This window comes from Janthinobacterium darwini (assembly GCF_051380905.1).
GTDB lineage: Bacteria > Pseudomonadota > Gammaproteobacteria > Burkholderiales > Burkholderiaceae_D > Janthinobacterium.
Genome location: NZ_JBNYXX010000002.1, coordinates 86,922 through 102,126 on the forward strand (window position 1 = coordinate 86,922; position 15,205 = coordinate 102,126).

The following is a 15,205-nucleotide window of genomic DNA, read 5'->3' on the forward strand; positions in this document are numbered from 1 at the left end:
TGAACCTTATTTTTTAAACTTCGCGCACGGGTCCGGGCGCGGTTGCGCCGGCATCGTTTGCGTCAAGTCGAACGTGCCCTTGTAGCCGCTGCCGCCCTGCTCCAGGTAGCCGATGCTGCGCATGTTCAGTTGCGGGTCAGCCAGCTTCAGCCAGCGGGGCACGCCGATGTCCTTGCGCACGTGCTCATTGCCGGCGATCAGCACCACGTCGCGCGGCGCCTGGTCGCGGATCAGCTTGGCCATCCAGATATCGCGCGCCACCTGGGCGTTGACGACACCTTTGATCATCATGTCGGGCAGCATATTGCAGCGGGCCGCCTGGACTTCCTTCTGTTGCCCTTCCAGAATATCGGTCGGTACGGGCGCGGCCAGGTAAGTGGCGACCATGGCCGGCGGCATGGCCCATTGGATGCCGTCGCGCACGATGCGCGAGGCATCGGCCGGCGACAAATTGCCTGCGACCAGGGTCAGCTGGTAGCTGATGACGAGGTCCAGCACGGGCCGGTACAAGCTCCAGTCCCAGCGCGGCTGTTCCATCACGCGGATGATGCAATCGGGGTCGGCGCAATCGCGCGCAGCGCGCGTCAGCAAGGCCTGGTTTTCGCGATCGAATTGCTCCATGACAATCACGGGACGCCAGCCAGCCGCCAGGCGGCGCTGCAACTCTGCGACGCGCAAGCGCTGGCCTTGTGCATTGTCATGCACTTCCCCCAGCAGCAACACTTGTGGATTGGGCAAGGTGTCAGCCACGGGCGCGGGAGCGGGCGGCGCTTCCTTCTTCAGCAAGCTGCCGCAGGCGGCCAATGCCAGCACGCTGCACAGTAGGGCGGCGCGCGCGCCGGCGCGGAAAATCACGGTCTTCATGTAAGCGGGTATCCGAAGTGGCGATGCGCCAGATTGTACCGTCTCAGGCCGGCGCGGGTAGCTTGCGGCGCTCCAGCACTTCAAACAGGGCCATGCCGGCCAGCATGGCGGCGACAAAAATCCAGGCCTTCGGCTGGCCCGCCAGCAGGGAGACGAGGGCGGGGCCGGGACAAAAACCGGCGATGCCCCAGCCCGCGCCAAAGGCCAGGCTGCCCAGCAGCAAGCGCCGGTCGATGCGCCGCGACGCCGGCAATTGCATGGGTTCGCCCAGCAGCGCCGTGCTGCGCCGGCGCGCCAGCCAGAAGGCAGGCATGGCCACGCCGATGGCGCCGCCCATCACCAGCGCCAGCGATGGATCCCAGGCGCCGGCCAGGTCGAGGAAACCGAGCACCTTGGCCGGGTTGCCCATGCCGGAAACGATCAGGCCCAGTCCAAAGACTAGGCCGCTCAACAGGGAAAGGATCAGCTTGCTCATAAGCTTGCTCACAGATGGCGCAACAGATAGACGGTGAGGAAACCGGCCGCCATGAAGGCACAAGTGGCTGCCAGCGAACGGGGTGACAGGCGTGACAGGCCGCATACGCCGTGGCCGCTGGTACAGCCGGCGCCATAGCGCACACCCACGCCCACCAGCAAGCCCGCCACGATCAGCCCCGTCGTGCCCGCCTCGATCTGCACGGGCGGCAAGGCTTGCCACAGCGAATACAGTACGGGCGTGCCGATCAGACCGGCAAGAAAAGCGATACGCCAGCCCAGGTCGCCACTGCGCGGGCGCAGCAAGCCGCCGAGGATGCCGCTGATGCCGGCGATGCGGCCGTTAAACAGGATCAATAGCGCAGCCGCCAGGCCGATCAGCATGCCGCCCGCCAGCGACGCCCACGGCGTAAAATTCTGCCAAGCAATATTCATGACGAGCCTCAGTCTGCTTCGTCGTTGAACGGGGGGCGCGGCGCGCAAAATTGCGCATACAGCACTTGCAGCACGGCCAGCACGGGTGCGCTGGCAACGCGGTAATAAATCTGTTTGCCGTCGCGCCGCGTGGCCACCAGCATCTCTTCGCGCAGCACGCCCAGTTGCTGCGACAGGGTCGGCTGGCCTATGCCCACTTTTTGCTCGAGGTCGCTGACGCAATGCTCGCCCTGAGATAGCTGGCACAGCAGCATCAGGCGATCGGCATTGCCCATGGCCTTGAGCAGCGAGCTGGCCTTATAGGCCGAGCCACGCATGGCATCGAGGTTGTACTCGGCGTGTTGTGTTGCGACTGTCTCCATCTTGCCCTCCCACAGGCGGTCATGTTGTGCATCATGCGATAAACAATATACTAATCAATATATTGTTTTTCTGCTGGCGATTCGCACAAAAAAACAACAGTGTTTTTTCAGCGATAGCGTGCTCATGCAAAGTGTGAGGCAACGATAGTTTTCGCGCTATCAAAATGATAAATATTCGTAATTTAAAGCAAATATACGTAGCAAAATTGCCACGATTTGTGATGTAATAATATCTCGTCAGAAAAATCGTGATACGCCCCCGTACAGGCGCATTGTCCGTCCAAGCGCATGCCGGTTTCGGCCGCGCCGCACGGTGAACCAGGGAGTCAAAGATGAAGATACTTCAGTCGCTATGCATGACCATGCTGACGCTGTCGGCCAGTGCAGGGAATGCGGTGGCAATCGGAGCTGACACGCCAGGCAACCCGCACACAGTAAACGCCCAGGTCGTGAGCGACGACAGTTTCGGCTTCAATAACACTGCGGACAATCCCGGCTGGGAAACACCGGACTTGCCGTATGCGCGCCTGCTGGCGCAGAGCACGACGCTCAATGCGCCCCCGCGCTGGCGCAGCGCCGGTGCGCGCCAGGGCGCACTGCCGCCGCCCACCGCCACCAACACCCCTGCCGTACAGCACGCGAACGTGCCGCCGCCCGTACCCGAAGCGAGCATGGTCTCGATGTTACTGGTGGGACTGGGTTTACTGGCCTTCAGCATACACGGTGAAAAACAGGAAAAATTCGATGGCTGACCCATTCCGGCGGCCAATACCGCTGCCATAAAAAAATTCCGCCTTGTGCGGAATTTTTTTTGGCTGCTTCACCTGCAAGATCTCACTTGTTGAGCAAGCGGCAAACCCTTTCGATATTGCCCACAGGAATACCAGACTTCAGGGCGCGCGCGATGCAGCCCGCCTTGTCAGGTCCAGAGGCAGACATGAGCACGAAGGCCGTGCCCACTGCGCTGACGGCGACCAGCAGGATCAGCACGCCCTTGACGATATCCCAGTTCATGGCGCCTCAGCAATGTCATACGTAAAATCATAATAATGCTTGCCATCTTCGATGCGGATGGCCAGGCTGCCCGACAGCCCTTGCAACTGGCCAGTGCCCGTGTCGGGCACCACGCTGACGGACAAGCTGGGCGTGCCACGCGCCATGCTGCCACTGTGCTGCAGGTAAAAACTGCCGTGACGCCCGTCCAGGGTGCCTTCCAGCCGTTCCAGCGCCACATAGCCGGCTGAACCTGCCACGGCGGCGCGCACGCTGAGCATCTCGCCCTGCGCGCTGGCCTCGAGAGCGCCGTAGTAGCGCTTGGCTAGCGACAAGCGTCCCAGCCCCGACTGCGCAGCAGTGTCCGACAGGGTTTCCGGGGTGATGGTGACGTCGAACGCACCTGAAATGGTAGGCATCATTACTCCTTGGAAAATGACGATGTGGCGGTCGGATCGGGCCCGTTCAGCAGCGCAAGCAATTTTTGCATGGTGGCCCAGTTGCGCGAGGTGACGCCATCGCCCAACACGACACCCAGTGCCGCCACCACCTTGCTGGCCAGCACGCCCTCGGGGCACCAGGCATACGCGGCCCATCGCCCCAGCGCCAGCGCTTCCGGCTGCCACGGCCGCTGCAAGAGCGGCGCCAGGCGCTGGACATCGGCCGGATTGTTCAGCACCAAGGTCAGCAAGCGGGCCGCATCGGCCGCGGGCGCCAGGGTATTTTGTTCGATCAGTTCGGCAAACTGGGTGGCCGACAGCACCGTCACCCTGGCCGCCACGCCCAGTTTCAGGACCAGCGCTTCCTCGATGCGGGCGGCGGCCTCGGCCGGCGCCACCGCCCCCCCATCATATATGGCGTTGCCGCTGTTGAGTACCGTGCGTACCTGCGTAAAACCCAGGTCGCCCAGCAACTTGCGCAGGTCGGCCATGGCCACGCGCTTGGCGCGGCCCACATTGATCCCGCGCAGGAGCGCCACTTGCTGAGTGTTTTCTAGCTGTGCCATGTCTCTTCTCCTTGCCTACGCAGGGCTGCTGCTTTCCGGCAACGGCGTCACCATGGGCAGGCGCAGCAGGAATGTCGCGCCCTGTCCCAGCGTGCTGCTGACGGTGATGGTGCCGCCAAACTGCTTGGCAATCAAGTTGAATACGATATTCAAGCCCAGGCCCGTACCGCCCTGTCCCCGCCGCGTAGTGACAAACGGGTCAAACACACGGTCGAGCATGTCGGGCGCGATGCCGCAGCCGTTATCGCGCACCTGCATGGAGATCCACTCGCCGTCGCGACGCACGTCGATATGGATGTTGCCGGCCGTGTCCGCGTCGAAGGCGTGCTCGACACAGTTCAAGACCAGGTTCGTCAGCACCTGCGCCAGCGCACCCGGATAGCTGTCGAGCATGATGTCAGCCGGGCAATCAATATCGATGCTGATGCGCGTCTTTTTCAAGGTCGGCTGCAGGCTCGAGATCACTTCACCGATATAGTCGCGCAATTCGAACAAACGGCGCGCCTCGCTGACCTGGTCGACGGCAATCTGCTTGAAGCTGTGGATCAGGTGCGCGGCGCGATAGGCATTGTTCATGATCAGCCGCGCGCTCTCGCCGGCCGTTTCCAGGTAGCGCACGATATCGGTTTTCTTCACGCTGCCGCCGGCCACCGCTGCGCTGAGGTGATCGGTGGCCTCCTTCAGCACCGAGGCGCTGGTCAGCGCGATGCCGACCGGGGTGTTGATTTCATGCGCCACGCCCGCCACCAGGCTGCCCAGCGAAGCCAGGCGTTCCGACTGCAGCAACGATTCCTGCGCGCGGCGCAGCTCGTCCATCGCCTGCGCCGTTTCCTGCTGCGAGCGGCGCGCCATGTCTTCCGCCTCGCGGCTGCCCTCGATGATGGACTTGAGCTTGCGCTGCACGCCATTGAAGCCGCGGATCACGTCGCCCAGTTCATCGCGCCGGTTTTCCGGCAGCTCTTCGACCTCGTCGCTGCCGCGCGTGGCCAGGTCGAACAAGCCGTCGCGCAACTGCTTCAAGGGCCCGAAGACGATGCGCAGGCTCAGCGCCAGGGCGCCCACCAGGATGATGTCAAGCAGCAACACTTCCAGGACCTTGCGCCGCACTTCGCCGCGCAGGGCCGCATCGATCTGCGCGCGGCTGAAATTGACGATGACCTTGCCGACGATTACCGGTTTACCGCCCGTGGCCGCCGCCACGGCATCGCGGAACACCAGCGGCGCCTCGACGGGCGTGCCGCCCATGGCCACATCGGAGGTCAAAGGCACCAGGGTGCCGGCCGCATCGCGTACTTCGCCCGCGAACAGGCCCACGGAGGCGTCGTAGACACGGATGCCGACCAGTTCCGGCGGCAGCATTTCAGCCGCGACAATACTGTCGACCTTGGATTTATCGAGATCCCACAGGGCCGAAGGCAAGCTCGTCTGCAAGCGCGTGAGCACGCCGCTGCGCAAGCGCGCGCTGCCCGATTCGAGTTCCTGACTCAGTGTATATTGGGTGTAGCTGCCAGAAATGCCGAGCACCAAGGTGACGATCACGACAAAAAGCAGGGTCAGCCGGACTTGGATACTCACCATCGATCAACACTCCCCGGGCCAGGCCTGCCGCCGGCCCGCGGCGCGGGCGCAGATACGTCAACGGACTTCAGCCTGAATCAAATGTACGGTATGACCTGCTTATTGGCAAGATTTACAGCATCCCCGTTTTAACAGGGCTTTGATACAGCTTGAGACATTGCGTCATGGCAATGGTAATATCCCGCAATCATCTAAGGAGTCGTCATGGCGGTCTTGCATCAACATCTACCCCTTGAACAAGTGCGTCCTGGCATGGTCTTGTCGGATGTCTTGCTCGACGCGCATGGACAAGTGCTGTTACCACAAGGGGCGGTACTGACGGAAAACATGCTGTCCCTGATGCCGCGCCACGGCATCGACATGCTGCCGATTCAGGCGCCGCCGCCCTCGCCGGAAGAAGTCGCAGCACAGCAAGCGCTCCACAGCGCGCGGCTAGCCCATCTGTTCCGCAAGCATGATCCGGACGATCCCGAGGACGTGGCCACCGCATTGCTGCGCAGCTATGTCACGCAATACCGCCTGGGCACGGGAGGCGCGGCATGAGCAAGCAGCTGACACTCGACGATATCGTCGCCCACCTCGATGACCTGCCTTCGCTGCCCGCCGTCGTCATGGAGTTACTCAACAGCATAGACCAGGAAGACGTCGATATTTCCGTGCTGGCGAAAAAAGTCTCATACGATCAGGCGCTGACGGCAAAAACCTTGCGCCTGGCCAATTCCTCGCAATATGGCTTGCAGGTGAAGGCCACCACCATTCAGCAGGCGATCACTTACCTGGGCTTCCAGACCACGCGCAGCCTGATCACGTCGGCCGCCATCACGGGCTGCTTCCCGGAAGGTCGCTGCCCCGGCTTCGACGACAAGGCCTTCTGGCGCCATTCGGTAGCGACTGCCGCTTGCGCCAAGGCGCTGGCGCGGCAGATCCGCTTCAACCAGGATTACGCCTTCACGGCCGGCTTGCTGCATAACATCGGTCGCCTGGTGCTGGTCAGCAGCTTTCCCGCACAATACGCGCAAGTTATCGTGCACCAGGCGGCGCACGATTGCAGCCTGCTTGAAGCGGAGCAGGCCGTGCTGGGCGTAGACCACGTGCAAGCAGGCGTGGCACTGGCCGAGCACTGGAATTTTTCCGACACCATGCGCCTGGCGCTGGCCAACTACCTGCAGCCGGAAACGCCGGGGGCAGGCTTCCTGGCAGCGCTGATCCACGTGGCCAATGCCATCGTCTGCGCGCTCGACCTGGCGCAGGCGGGCGACGACATGGTGCCGCGGGTCTCGACGGTGGCCTGGGATGCGCTGGGCCTGGGCGAAGAAACCTATCTGCAGCTATTCCGCGAAACGGAGTTGCGCTACGACGAAATCACCTCGGCACTGCTGAGCTAAACGCCGCGCCAAATGCCAACGGCTCTCGCCGCGAAGCGAAAGCCGTTATGGGTACTGCGGTGTGTCCATGCCGCCCGGTCCACGCCAGCCTGTTGCCGCCAGCAATGACGCAAGCAGCACAGTCAGCGTGCAACCGCCACATCAGTGCGCGTAATTCGATTCTTGCGCATCGCCGCGGTCTTCCGCTTTTGGACGGCCCTGGGCGTCGGACAGACGATACTTGGTGCGGCGGTCGCCCATCAAGTCGCGCAGGTCACGGATGCTCATGCCCGTCACTTCGTGCATGCGGATCAGCAGCGAGGCGCCGACCGGCAAGCGGTGGTGACGGATCTTGCTGATGACGGGTGGCGCCACTTCGAGCAGGCGCGACAGGGCTGCGTCGTTCTTCAGCTGCATCTTGCTCAGCAGAATATCCAGCAGGTGATTCGGGTTGTAACTCTCTTGCGATGCTAATGCATGATGTGTCATGATTTTTCCTCGTCTAGTGAATGTTGAAAGAATGCCGATATGAACTTAAGGCTGGCTTAGAGTGTTTAAAGAAACGTCTTTCCATCGGATTCAGCCCTCCCATCTTGTTGCACTGCCCGCACAGGACTCGCACAGCCACGTCCAGCCAACGTGCACAGCTTGCCGCGTGAGTAAAAGCACTGCAATCCACCAAAATGAATTGCATATAAAACAATATACCAGTCCAAACACGCCGCATCCGCGCCTCGCGCAAACTTCCTGATTGTTAAATATCAATCAAGCTGCTGGTTGGCTAGCCAACGATGCTATTTCAACACATTAGGATGCCAGCGGGCGCACACAAGGCTTTGCAGCAACTTGTTACAAATCAATGGTGTCCCACAGCAATAAATGCTTTACGGCATCGCCGTGCCGGGCGCCGTATTCACGCTGCAATCTTGTCGGCAAGGTCAGTGCGGCATGGCCCGTCCCGGCGATTTACGCTAAACTATGGCCTGAACTTGCAGCGAGCCTGCCACCGGGCAGCCAGAGGTGCCCGGCCGGTCATCCAGCGCCTCCCGCCCAGAGCGGCGCACGGCGCAAGCCCCCTGCCCAGCTTATTTGCCGCCACACTTATTTGCCCCACTTATTTGCCGCCACATTTACCGATAAGCACCCGACTCCATGCAGAAAAAAGTATTCATTAAAACCTTCGGCTGCCAGATGAACGAGTACGACTCGGACAAGATGGCCGACGTGCTGGGCGCCTCCGATGGCCTGGTGCGCACCGACACGCCGGAAGATGCCGATGTGATCTTGCTCAACACCTGCTCCGTGCGCGAAAAAGCGCAGGAAAAAGTGTTTTCCGACCTGGGCCGTCTGCGCGAGCTGAAACTGGCCAAGCCGCACCTCTTGATCGGCGTGGGCGGCTGTGTGGCCTCGCAGGAAGGCGACGCCATCGTCAAGCGCGCGCCGTATGTCGACATGGTCTTCGGCCCGCAAACCCTGCACCGTCTGCCGCAAATGATAGCCCTGCGCCGCACCAGCGGCGCCTCGCAGGTGGACATCAGCTTCCCGGAAATCGAAAAGTTCGACCACATGCCGCCGGCCAAGGTGGACGGCGCTTCGGCGTTTGTTTCCATCATGGAAGGCTGCAGCAAGTATTGCAGCTATTGCGTCGTGCCCTACACGCGCGGCGAGGAAGTGTCGCGCCGCTTCGAAGACGTACTGACGGAAGTGGCGGGCCTGGCCGCCCAGGGCGTCAAGGAAATCACCCTGCTGGGGCAGAACGTGAACGCCTACCGTGGCGTGATGGAAGGCGGAGACATTGCCGACTTCGCCCTGCTGCTCGAATACGTGGCCGACATTCCCGGCATCGCGCGCATGCGTTTCATCACCAGCCACCCGAAGGAATTCACGCAACGCCTGATCGACGCCTATGCGAAGATCCCGCAACTGGTCGACCATTTGTACCTGCCGGCCCAGCACGGTTCCGACAAGATCCTCGGCGCCATGAAGCGCGGCTACACGGCCCTGGAATACAAGTCCATCATCCGCCGCATCCGCGCCGTGCGCCCGAACATGGCCATTTCGTCTGACTTCATCGTCGGTTTCCCTGGCGAGACGCAAACCGATTTCGACGCCATGATGAAGCTGATCGCCGACGTGGGGTTTGACAACAGCTACAGCTTCATCTTCAGCAAGCGCCCCGGCACGCCGGCCGCCAGCCTGGAAGACGACACGCCGCACGAAGTTAAACTTGCTCGGTTACAACAACTGCAAGCTGCCATCGACGCCAACACGCGCAAATACAGCCTGGCCATGGTGGGCAGCGTGCAAACCATCCTCGTCGAAGGCCTCTCGAAGAAGGACACGATAGCGCGCGAGCTGCAAGGCCGCACGGAAAACAACCGCGTGGTTAATTTCGACGCCGGCCCGGACGCGCTGCAACTGCTCGGCCAGCTGGTCGACGTGCGCATCACAGAAAGCCATTCCTACACCCTGCGCGGCGAACTCGTCGCCAGCGCCCCCGCATTGAAAAGAGCCAGTTGAAAACCAAAGCCCCGATACAGCCGCATTACTTCATCCCCGAGCCGCTGGACAACACGCGCCTGGCGCACTTGTGCGGACCGCTCGATGAAAACCTGCGCCAGATTTCCGCCGCCCTCGACGTGACGATCTTCCGCCGCGGCGAGAAATTCATCGTCGGCGGCAGCAATGCCGAGCGGGCCGTGGAAATCCTCGATCAGTTCTACGCCATCGCCAACAAGGTCGTGCCGCTGGAAGAAGTGCAGCTGGCCCTGGTGGAGCAGCGCGCGGGTCTGTCCGCCGCCTCGGAACACCACGCCAACGCGCCCATCAGCACCTTCGTGGAGCCGGACATCGCCAGCCCCGTGCTGAAAACCCGCCGCAGCGACCTGCGCGGGCGCACGCCGCACCAGATCGCCTACCTGCGCGACATCCTCGAACACGACATCAGCTTCGGCGTGGGCCCGGCTGGCACGGGTAAAACCTATTTGGCCGTTGCCTGCGCCGTCGACGCGCTCGAACGCGACGCCGTCAAGCGCATCATCCTGACGCGCCCCGCCGTCGAAGCGGGCGAGCGTCTGGGCTTCCTGCCAGGCGACCTGGCGCAAAAGGTCGACCCCTACCTGCGCCCCCTGTACGATGCGCTGTACGATTTGCTGGGCTTTGACCGCACGCAAAAGCTGTTTGAAAAACAGGTGATCGAGATCGCCCCGCTGGCCTACATGCGCGGACGCACCCTGAACCACGCCTTCGTCATCCTCGATGAAGCGCAAAATACCACCGTCGAACAGATGAAGATGTTCCTGACGCGCATCGGTTTTGGCAGCAAGGCCGTGGTGACGGGCGACGTGACGCAAGTCGACCTGCACAAGAGCCAGACGAGTGGCCTCATCGACGCCGTGCACGTGCTCAAGGACGTACGCGGTATCGGCTTCACCCAATTTAACAGCACCGACGTGGTGCGCCATCCGCTGGTCGCGCGCATCGTCGATGCCTATGAAACGGCGCAGGCGGCCGGCGCCAACGCCGCCCAGTTACTCCCCCTGATCAAACCAGCAGCCGCCAAAAATGTCCGAAAAAAATAAACTGTCCTTGTCCGTACAATACCCGGACGCCCGCCTGGAAAGCCTGATCACGCGCCCCAAAGTGCGCCGCTGGGTCAAGGCGGCCCTGTTCGCGCCTGCCGAATTCACCATCCGCTTCGTCGATGCCGAAGAAGGCCGCAGCCTGAACCGCGACTACCGCGAAAAGGACTACGCCACCAATGTGCTGACCTTCGCCTACAACGAAGGCGAAGAGTTGGCTGACGACGAGCCGACGCGCGCCGACATCATCCTGTGCACGGACGTGCTGGAAAAGGAAGCGGCCGAGCAAAAGAAGAGCGTGGAAGAACACACGGCCCATTTGATCGTGCACGGCGTGCTGCATGCGCAGGGCTACGACCACATGGATGACGAGGAAGCCACCGAGATGGAGGGCCTGGAGACGGAAATCCTCGCGAAACTCGGCATCACCGACCCGTACAAGGAATAAGACCATGGGAACCTGGGCCACCGACGCCTTCGGCAACGACTACGCCATGGATTGGGCGCAGGATCTGCACGAATACAAAACCCTGGAATTGGTCGAGACCACGCTCGACAATGTCATCGACAGCACGGAAGCGGAGCTGGAAGCGCCGTTCGCCGCCGAGGCGCTGGCCGCGCTGGAAGTGATCGCGCGTCTTCTGGGCAAACCGGGCGAGGACGACCCGGCCACCGCGGAAGTGGACGAATGGGTAGCCGCCTGCAAGAAGAAAGTCACGCCGCTTCTGCAGGAAAAAGCGCGCCTGGCGTTCGACAAGATCGTGGCCGAGTCGTCGGAACTGCGCCAGCTATGGCAGGACAGCGAGCATTTCGCCGACTGGCAGGCCGACGTGCTGGATTTGCGCACGCGCGTGCTGGGCCAGGACGCCTGAAACGTCGGGCAACGGTACACTTCAGCGTATTAAATTTGCATCAAAAGCGGGGAAATCCGGTATTCCCCCACTTTTGGTGTATCCTATATCCCTTCGCAACAACGGCTCACGCCTCCTATGCCCGAGCACCCTAGTGGCGTCAGAACTGACGTCAAGCCCCACCGGTCACTGTTTGAACGCCTGACCGCACTCATTTCCCCCGAGCCAGAGAACCGTGCAGAATTGCTCGATGTTCTACACGATGCGCATGAACGCAAGCTGATCGACGCCGACGCACTGTCGATGATCGAAGGCGTGTTCCAGGTATCGGATCTCTGTGCGCGCGACATCATGATTCCCCGCTCGCAAATGGATGTCATCGACATCAGCAAGCCGATCGAGGAATGGATGCCGGAAGTCCTGTCCACTGCCCACTCGCGCTTCCCCGCGATTGAAGGCGAGCGCGACAAGGTCATCGGCATCCTGCTGGCGAAAGATTTGCTGCGTTATTACGCAGAAGAAACTTTCGACGTCCGCGACATGCTGCGCCCCGCCATCTTCATCCCCGAATCGAAACGCCTGAATGTGCTGCTGCGCGATTTCCGCGCCAACCACAATCACATGGCCATCGTCGTCGATGAATACAGCGGCGTCGCCGGCCTGATCACCATCGAAGACGTGCTGGAACAGATCGTCGGCGATATCGAGGACGAATACGACTTTGACGAAGCCGAGGACAATATCCTCTCGCTCAAGGAAGGCCAGTTCGGCCCCCGCTGGCGGGTCAAGGCGCTGACCGAGATCGAACAGTTCAACGAAGAAGTGGGCAGCCACCTGGTGGACGACGACGTCGACACCATCGGCGGCCTGGTGTCAAAGTACCTGGGCCGCATGGCGCACAAGGGCGACATCTTCGACCTGGGCAATCTGCGCTTCGAGGTGCTGCGCGCCGATGCGCGCCAGGTGCACGTGCTGCTCGTCGAACGCCTGCCCAACGTACCGGAACTGGAACTCTGACATGCGCGTGCTGTAAATGCGTTTCAGACGCCTGGATCCCAACGCCCCCGCCAAACCGCCCCGCAGTACGTGGGCGCGCATGCTGACTGCCGCCATCGCCGGCGCCGTCGCCGTGCTGGCGTTCGCCCCTTTCGGCTACTGGCCATTGCAAATCCTCAGCCTGGGCGTGCTGTTCTACCAGGTGCTGCGCGCCTCGGACGTCAAGGCAAGCGCGCTGATCGGCTGGGCCTATGGCTTCGGCTGGTGCGCGGCCGGCACGCACTGGCTGTACATCTCCATGCACCGCTATGGCGACATGGCCGCGCCGCTGGCCGTCATCGCCGTGGGCCTGCTGGCCCTCTTGATGGCCATTTACGTGGCCCTGGCCATGGGCGCGGCCGCCTGGCTGCGCAAGCGCTGGGTACTCTCGCTGCCGACAATGACGCTGTTGATCTTGCCTTCCCTGTGGACCCTGTTCGAATGGACGCGCGGCTGGCTGTTTACAGGTTTTCCGTGGCTGGCCACGGGCTACGCCCACAACACGAGCCCGCTGGGCGGCTTTGCCCCCGTCATCGGGTCGTATGGCCTGGGCTGGCTGGCGGCCCTGTCGGCCGGCTCCCTGCTCTTGCTAGTCCACCCCCTGCGCCGCACGCGCTGGAGCGCGCTGGCCGGCCTGGTCTCGCTGTACGCGGCCGGCGTTGGCCTGCAGTACGTGAACTGGACCCATCCTGTCGGACGCCCGATTACGGTGCGCCTGTTGCAGGGCAATGTGCCGCAGCAGCAGAAATTCGACCCCGGCTTCGTCCTCGGCGCCCTGCAGATGTACCAGAGTGCCATCACCAGCGCGCCGGCCGACCTGATCGCCACGCCGGAAACGGCCGTCACTGTGCTGCCGCACCAGCTTCCGCCCGGCTATCTGGATAGCTTGGCGACTTATTCACAGCAGACGGGCAGCACGATTTTGCTCGGCCTGCCGGTGCTCGACGAGCAGCAGCGCTTCTACAATGCGGCGCTGGGGATCACGCCCAACGGCACGCCAGGTCCTTACTATCAGTACCGCAAGCACCATCTGGTCCCGTTCGGCGAGTTCGTGCCGCCCGGCCTGCACTGGTTTGTCGCCATGATGGCCATCCCGCTGGGCGACATGGGCCGTGGCGCCGACGTGCAGGCGCCGCTCCAGGTGCGCGACCAGCTGGTGCTGCCGAATATCTGCTACGAAGACTTGTTTGGCGAAGAAATCGCGGGACAGCTGGCCAGCGCCCACCACAATGGCAAGCAGTCAGCCTCGGTGCTGCTCAATATGTCGAACCTGGCCTGGTTTGGTGACTCAATCGCCATTCCGCAGCATCTGCAGATTTCGCAGATGCGCAGCCTGGAAACGGGCCGTCCGATGCTGCGCTCGACGAACACGGGCGCCACCGCCGTCATCGACGGCAAGGGCGTGGTGCAAAGCCTGCTGCCGCCGGAACAGCAAGCCACCCTGGCGGCCAAGGTGCAAGGCATGGGCGGCATGACGCCATACATTCTGTATGGCAATAAACTGGTGCTGGCCCTGGCCGCACTGGCCTTGCTGACGGCCTTCCTGCTGTCGCGCGCCGCCCGCCGTGGCAGCGCCGCGCAGCAATAAGCGGCCGATATTGCCCGAAGAGTCACAGTGGGCCCGTAAAAACCGCTAAAATTAGCAAAACTCCGGCCCGGACGCGCTTTCCAAGCAGGCGTCCGGCCTTCAAGCAACCCCTTACAGCGCGCAGCCTCCCGCGCGGCGAACTCATACGATGCTCACATTTCAACAAATTATCCTGACCTTGCAAACCTATTGGGACAAGCAAGGTTGCGCCCTGCTCCAGCCTTACGACATGGAAGTCGGCGCCGGCACCTTCCACACCGGTACCTTCCTGCGCGCAATCGGCCCGGAACCCTGGCGCGCCGCGTATGTGCAGCCGTCGCGCCGCCCGAAAGATGGCCGCTATGGCGAAAACCCGAACCGCATGCAGCACTACTACCAGTACCAGGTGGTCTTGAAGCCCGCGCCGGAAAATATCCTCGACCTGTATCTGGGTTCGCTGGCCGCCTTGGGCCTGGACTTGAAGCAGAATGACGTCCGCTTCGTCGAAGACGACTGGGAAAGCCCGACCCTGGGCGCCTGGGGCCTGGGCTGGGAAGTCTGGCTGAACGGCATGGAAGTGACGCAATTTACCTACTTCCAGCAAGTTGGCGGCCTCGATTGCAAGCCTGTGCTGGGCGAAATCACCTACGGCATCGAACGCCTGGCCATGTATCTGCAAGGCGTGGAAAACGTGTATGACCTGGTATGGACGGAGTGGGAAGAAAACGGTATTACGAAAAAACTGACCTACGGCGACGTTTTCCACCAGAACGAAGTGGAACAGTCGACCTACAACTTCGAGCACGCGAATACGGACCTGCTGTTCGAACAGTTCGGCAACTACGAAGCGGAAGCGAAGCGTCTGATCGAGCTGCAACTGACCCTGCCCGCCTACGAAAAAATCATGAAGGCCTCGCACAGCTTCAATATGCTGGACGCGCGTGGCGCCATCTCGGTGACGGAACGCGCCGCCTACATCGGCCGCGTGCGCACCCTGTCGCGCCTGGTGGCGCAAGCGTATTACGACTCGCGCGAGCGCCTCGGTTTCCCGATGCTGCCCGCCGCAGACCAACCCGCCGCCGCTTGAATTCGAGC

General features: G+C 62.0%; 19 protein-coding genes. 10 read left to right on the forward strand and 9 right to left on the reverse strand.

Annotated elements, in window-relative coordinates:
* Positions 1-6 precede the first annotated feature (6 nt).
* From ACQ4WZ_RS15845 to ACQ4WZ_RS15860, 4 genes are read right to left on the reverse strand one after another with little or no spacing between them, the layout of a single operon-like run.
* The gene (locus ACQ4WZ_RS15845; RefSeq protein WP_436573941.1) at positions 7-864 is read right to left on the reverse strand and encodes a ChaN family lipoprotein; all 858 of its coding nucleotides are present in this window, start codon (positions 862-864) and stop codon (positions 7-9) included.
* Positions 865-907: 43 nt separating this feature from the next.
* On the reverse strand, positions 908-1,339 hold the full coding sequence (locus ACQ4WZ_RS15850; RefSeq protein WP_101482724.1) for a YeeE/YedE family protein: 432 nt from the start codon (positions 1,337-1,339) through the stop codon (positions 908-910).
* A gap of 8 nt (positions 1,340-1,347) precedes the next feature.
* Positions 1,348-1,773 (reverse strand): YeeE/YedE family protein, encoded by a 426-nt coding sequence (locus tag ACQ4WZ_RS15855; RefSeq protein WP_101482725.1) that lies wholly within the window; start codon positions 1,771-1,773, stop codon positions 1,348-1,350.
* Between the two features lie 8 nt (positions 1,774-1,781).
* On the reverse strand, positions 1,782-2,135 hold the full coding sequence (locus tag ACQ4WZ_RS15860) for an ArsR/SmtB family transcription factor (protein ID WP_070310209.1): 354 nt from the start codon (positions 2,133-2,135) through the stop codon (positions 1,782-1,784).
* Between the two features lie 332 nt (positions 2,136-2,467).
* Between ACQ4WZ_RS15860 and ACQ4WZ_RS15865 the strand changes: the two genes are divergently transcribed.
* Positions 2,468-2,887, forward strand: a complete 420-nt coding sequence (locus ACQ4WZ_RS15865; protein WP_133989321.1) for a hypothetical protein — start codon at positions 2,468-2,470, stop codon at positions 2,885-2,887.
* An 82-nt stretch (positions 2,888-2,969) separates the two neighbouring features.
* Here ACQ4WZ_RS15865 and ACQ4WZ_RS15870 read toward each other — a convergent pair whose 3' ends face one another.
* The 4 genes from ACQ4WZ_RS15870 to ACQ4WZ_RS15885 are packed head-to-tail and all read right to left on the reverse strand — an operon-like array spanning position 2,970 to position 5,712.
* Positions 2,970-3,149: a hypothetical protein gene (locus ACQ4WZ_RS15870; protein ID WP_101482727.1), complete on the reverse strand. Its 180-nt coding sequence runs from the start codon at positions 3,147-3,149 to the stop codon at positions 2,970-2,972.
* Positions 3,146-3,547, reverse strand: a complete 402-nt coding sequence (locus tag ACQ4WZ_RS15875; RefSeq protein WP_436574172.1) for a DUF3224 domain-containing protein — start codon at positions 3,545-3,547, stop codon at positions 3,146-3,148. The genes ACQ4WZ_RS15870 and ACQ4WZ_RS15875 overlap by 4 nt, the downstream gene beginning before the upstream one ends.
* A gap of 2 nt (positions 3,548-3,549) precedes the next feature.
* Complete coding sequence (locus tag ACQ4WZ_RS15880; protein WP_436573942.1) at positions 3,550-4,134, reverse strand: DUF1697 domain-containing protein; 585 nt, start codon at positions 4,132-4,134, stop codon at positions 3,550-3,552.
* A gap of 15 nt (positions 4,135-4,149) precedes the next feature.
* A complete protein-coding gene (locus tag ACQ4WZ_RS15885) occupies positions 4,150-5,712 on the reverse strand; it encodes a sensor histidine kinase (protein ID WP_133989318.1) in 1,563 nt (520 codons plus the stop codon).
* Positions 5,713-5,916: 204 nt separating this feature from the next.
* Between ACQ4WZ_RS15885 and ACQ4WZ_RS15890 the strand changes: the two genes are divergently transcribed.
* Entirely contained in the window at positions 5,917-6,255 is a 339-nt protein-coding gene (locus ACQ4WZ_RS15890; protein WP_243857937.1) for a hypothetical protein, read from the forward strand.
* Entirely contained in the window at positions 6,252-7,097 is an 846-nt protein-coding gene (locus ACQ4WZ_RS15895; protein WP_101482732.1) for an HDOD domain-containing protein, read from the forward strand. The genes ACQ4WZ_RS15890 and ACQ4WZ_RS15895 overlap by 4 nt, the downstream gene beginning before the upstream one ends.
* Positions 7,098-7,238: 141 nt before the next feature.
* On the opposite strand, the gene ACQ4WZ_RS15900 is transcribed toward ACQ4WZ_RS15895, so the two are convergent.
* On the reverse strand, positions 7,239-7,565 hold the full coding sequence (locus tag ACQ4WZ_RS15900) for a hypothetical protein (RefSeq protein ID WP_101482733.1): 327 nt from the start codon (positions 7,563-7,565) through the stop codon (positions 7,239-7,241).
* 663 nt (positions 7,566-8,228) lie between these two features.
* On the opposite strand from ACQ4WZ_RS15900, the gene miaB reads away from it, so the two are divergent.
* The 7 genes from miaB to glyQ all read left to right on the forward strand — a co-directional run bounded on the left by miaB (position 8,229) and on the right by glyQ (position 15,197).
* The gene (miaB, locus tag ACQ4WZ_RS15905; protein ID WP_436573943.1) at positions 8,229-9,596 is read left to right on the forward strand and encodes a tRNA (N6-isopentenyl adenosine(37)-C2)-methylthiotransferase MiaB; all 1,368 of its coding nucleotides are present in this window, start codon (positions 8,229-8,231) and stop codon (positions 9,594-9,596) included.
* A complete protein-coding gene (locus ACQ4WZ_RS15910; protein WP_101482735.1) occupies positions 9,593-10,657 on the forward strand; it encodes a PhoH family protein in 1,065 nt (354 codons plus the stop codon). The genes miaB and ACQ4WZ_RS15910 overlap by 4 nt, the downstream gene beginning before the upstream one ends.
* Positions 10,641-11,105, forward strand: coding sequence for an rRNA maturation RNase YbeY (gene ybeY, locus ACQ4WZ_RS15915; RefSeq protein WP_436573944.1), 465 nt, complete (start codon positions 10,641-10,643; stop codon positions 11,103-11,105). Before ACQ4WZ_RS15910 ends, ybeY begins: the two co-directional genes overlap by 17 nt.
* A gap of 4 nt (positions 11,106-11,109) precedes the next feature.
* Positions 11,110-11,529, forward strand: coding sequence for a DUF4259 domain-containing protein (locus tag ACQ4WZ_RS15920; RefSeq protein ID WP_101482737.1), 420 nt, complete (start codon positions 11,110-11,112; stop codon positions 11,527-11,529).
* Positions 11,530-11,646: 117 nt separating this feature from the next.
* A complete protein-coding gene (locus ACQ4WZ_RS15925; RefSeq protein ID WP_071075558.1) occupies positions 11,647-12,525 on the forward strand; it encodes a CorC family transporter in 879 nt (292 codons plus the stop codon).
* A gap of 79 nt (positions 12,526-12,604) precedes the next feature.
* On the forward strand, positions 12,605-14,131 hold the full coding sequence (gene lnt, locus ACQ4WZ_RS15930) for an apolipoprotein N-acyltransferase (protein WP_133989315.1): 1,527 nt from the start codon (positions 12,605-12,607) through the stop codon (positions 14,129-14,131).
* Positions 14,132-14,279: 148 nt separating this feature from the next.
* Positions 14,280-15,197 carry a glycine--tRNA ligase subunit alpha gene (glyQ, locus tag ACQ4WZ_RS15935; protein ID WP_099376578.1) on the forward strand — a complete coding sequence of 306 codons (918 nt, stop codon included), beginning with the start codon at positions 14,280-14,282 and terminating at the stop codon, positions 15,195-15,197.
* Positions 15,198-15,205: the final 8 nt, after the last annotated feature.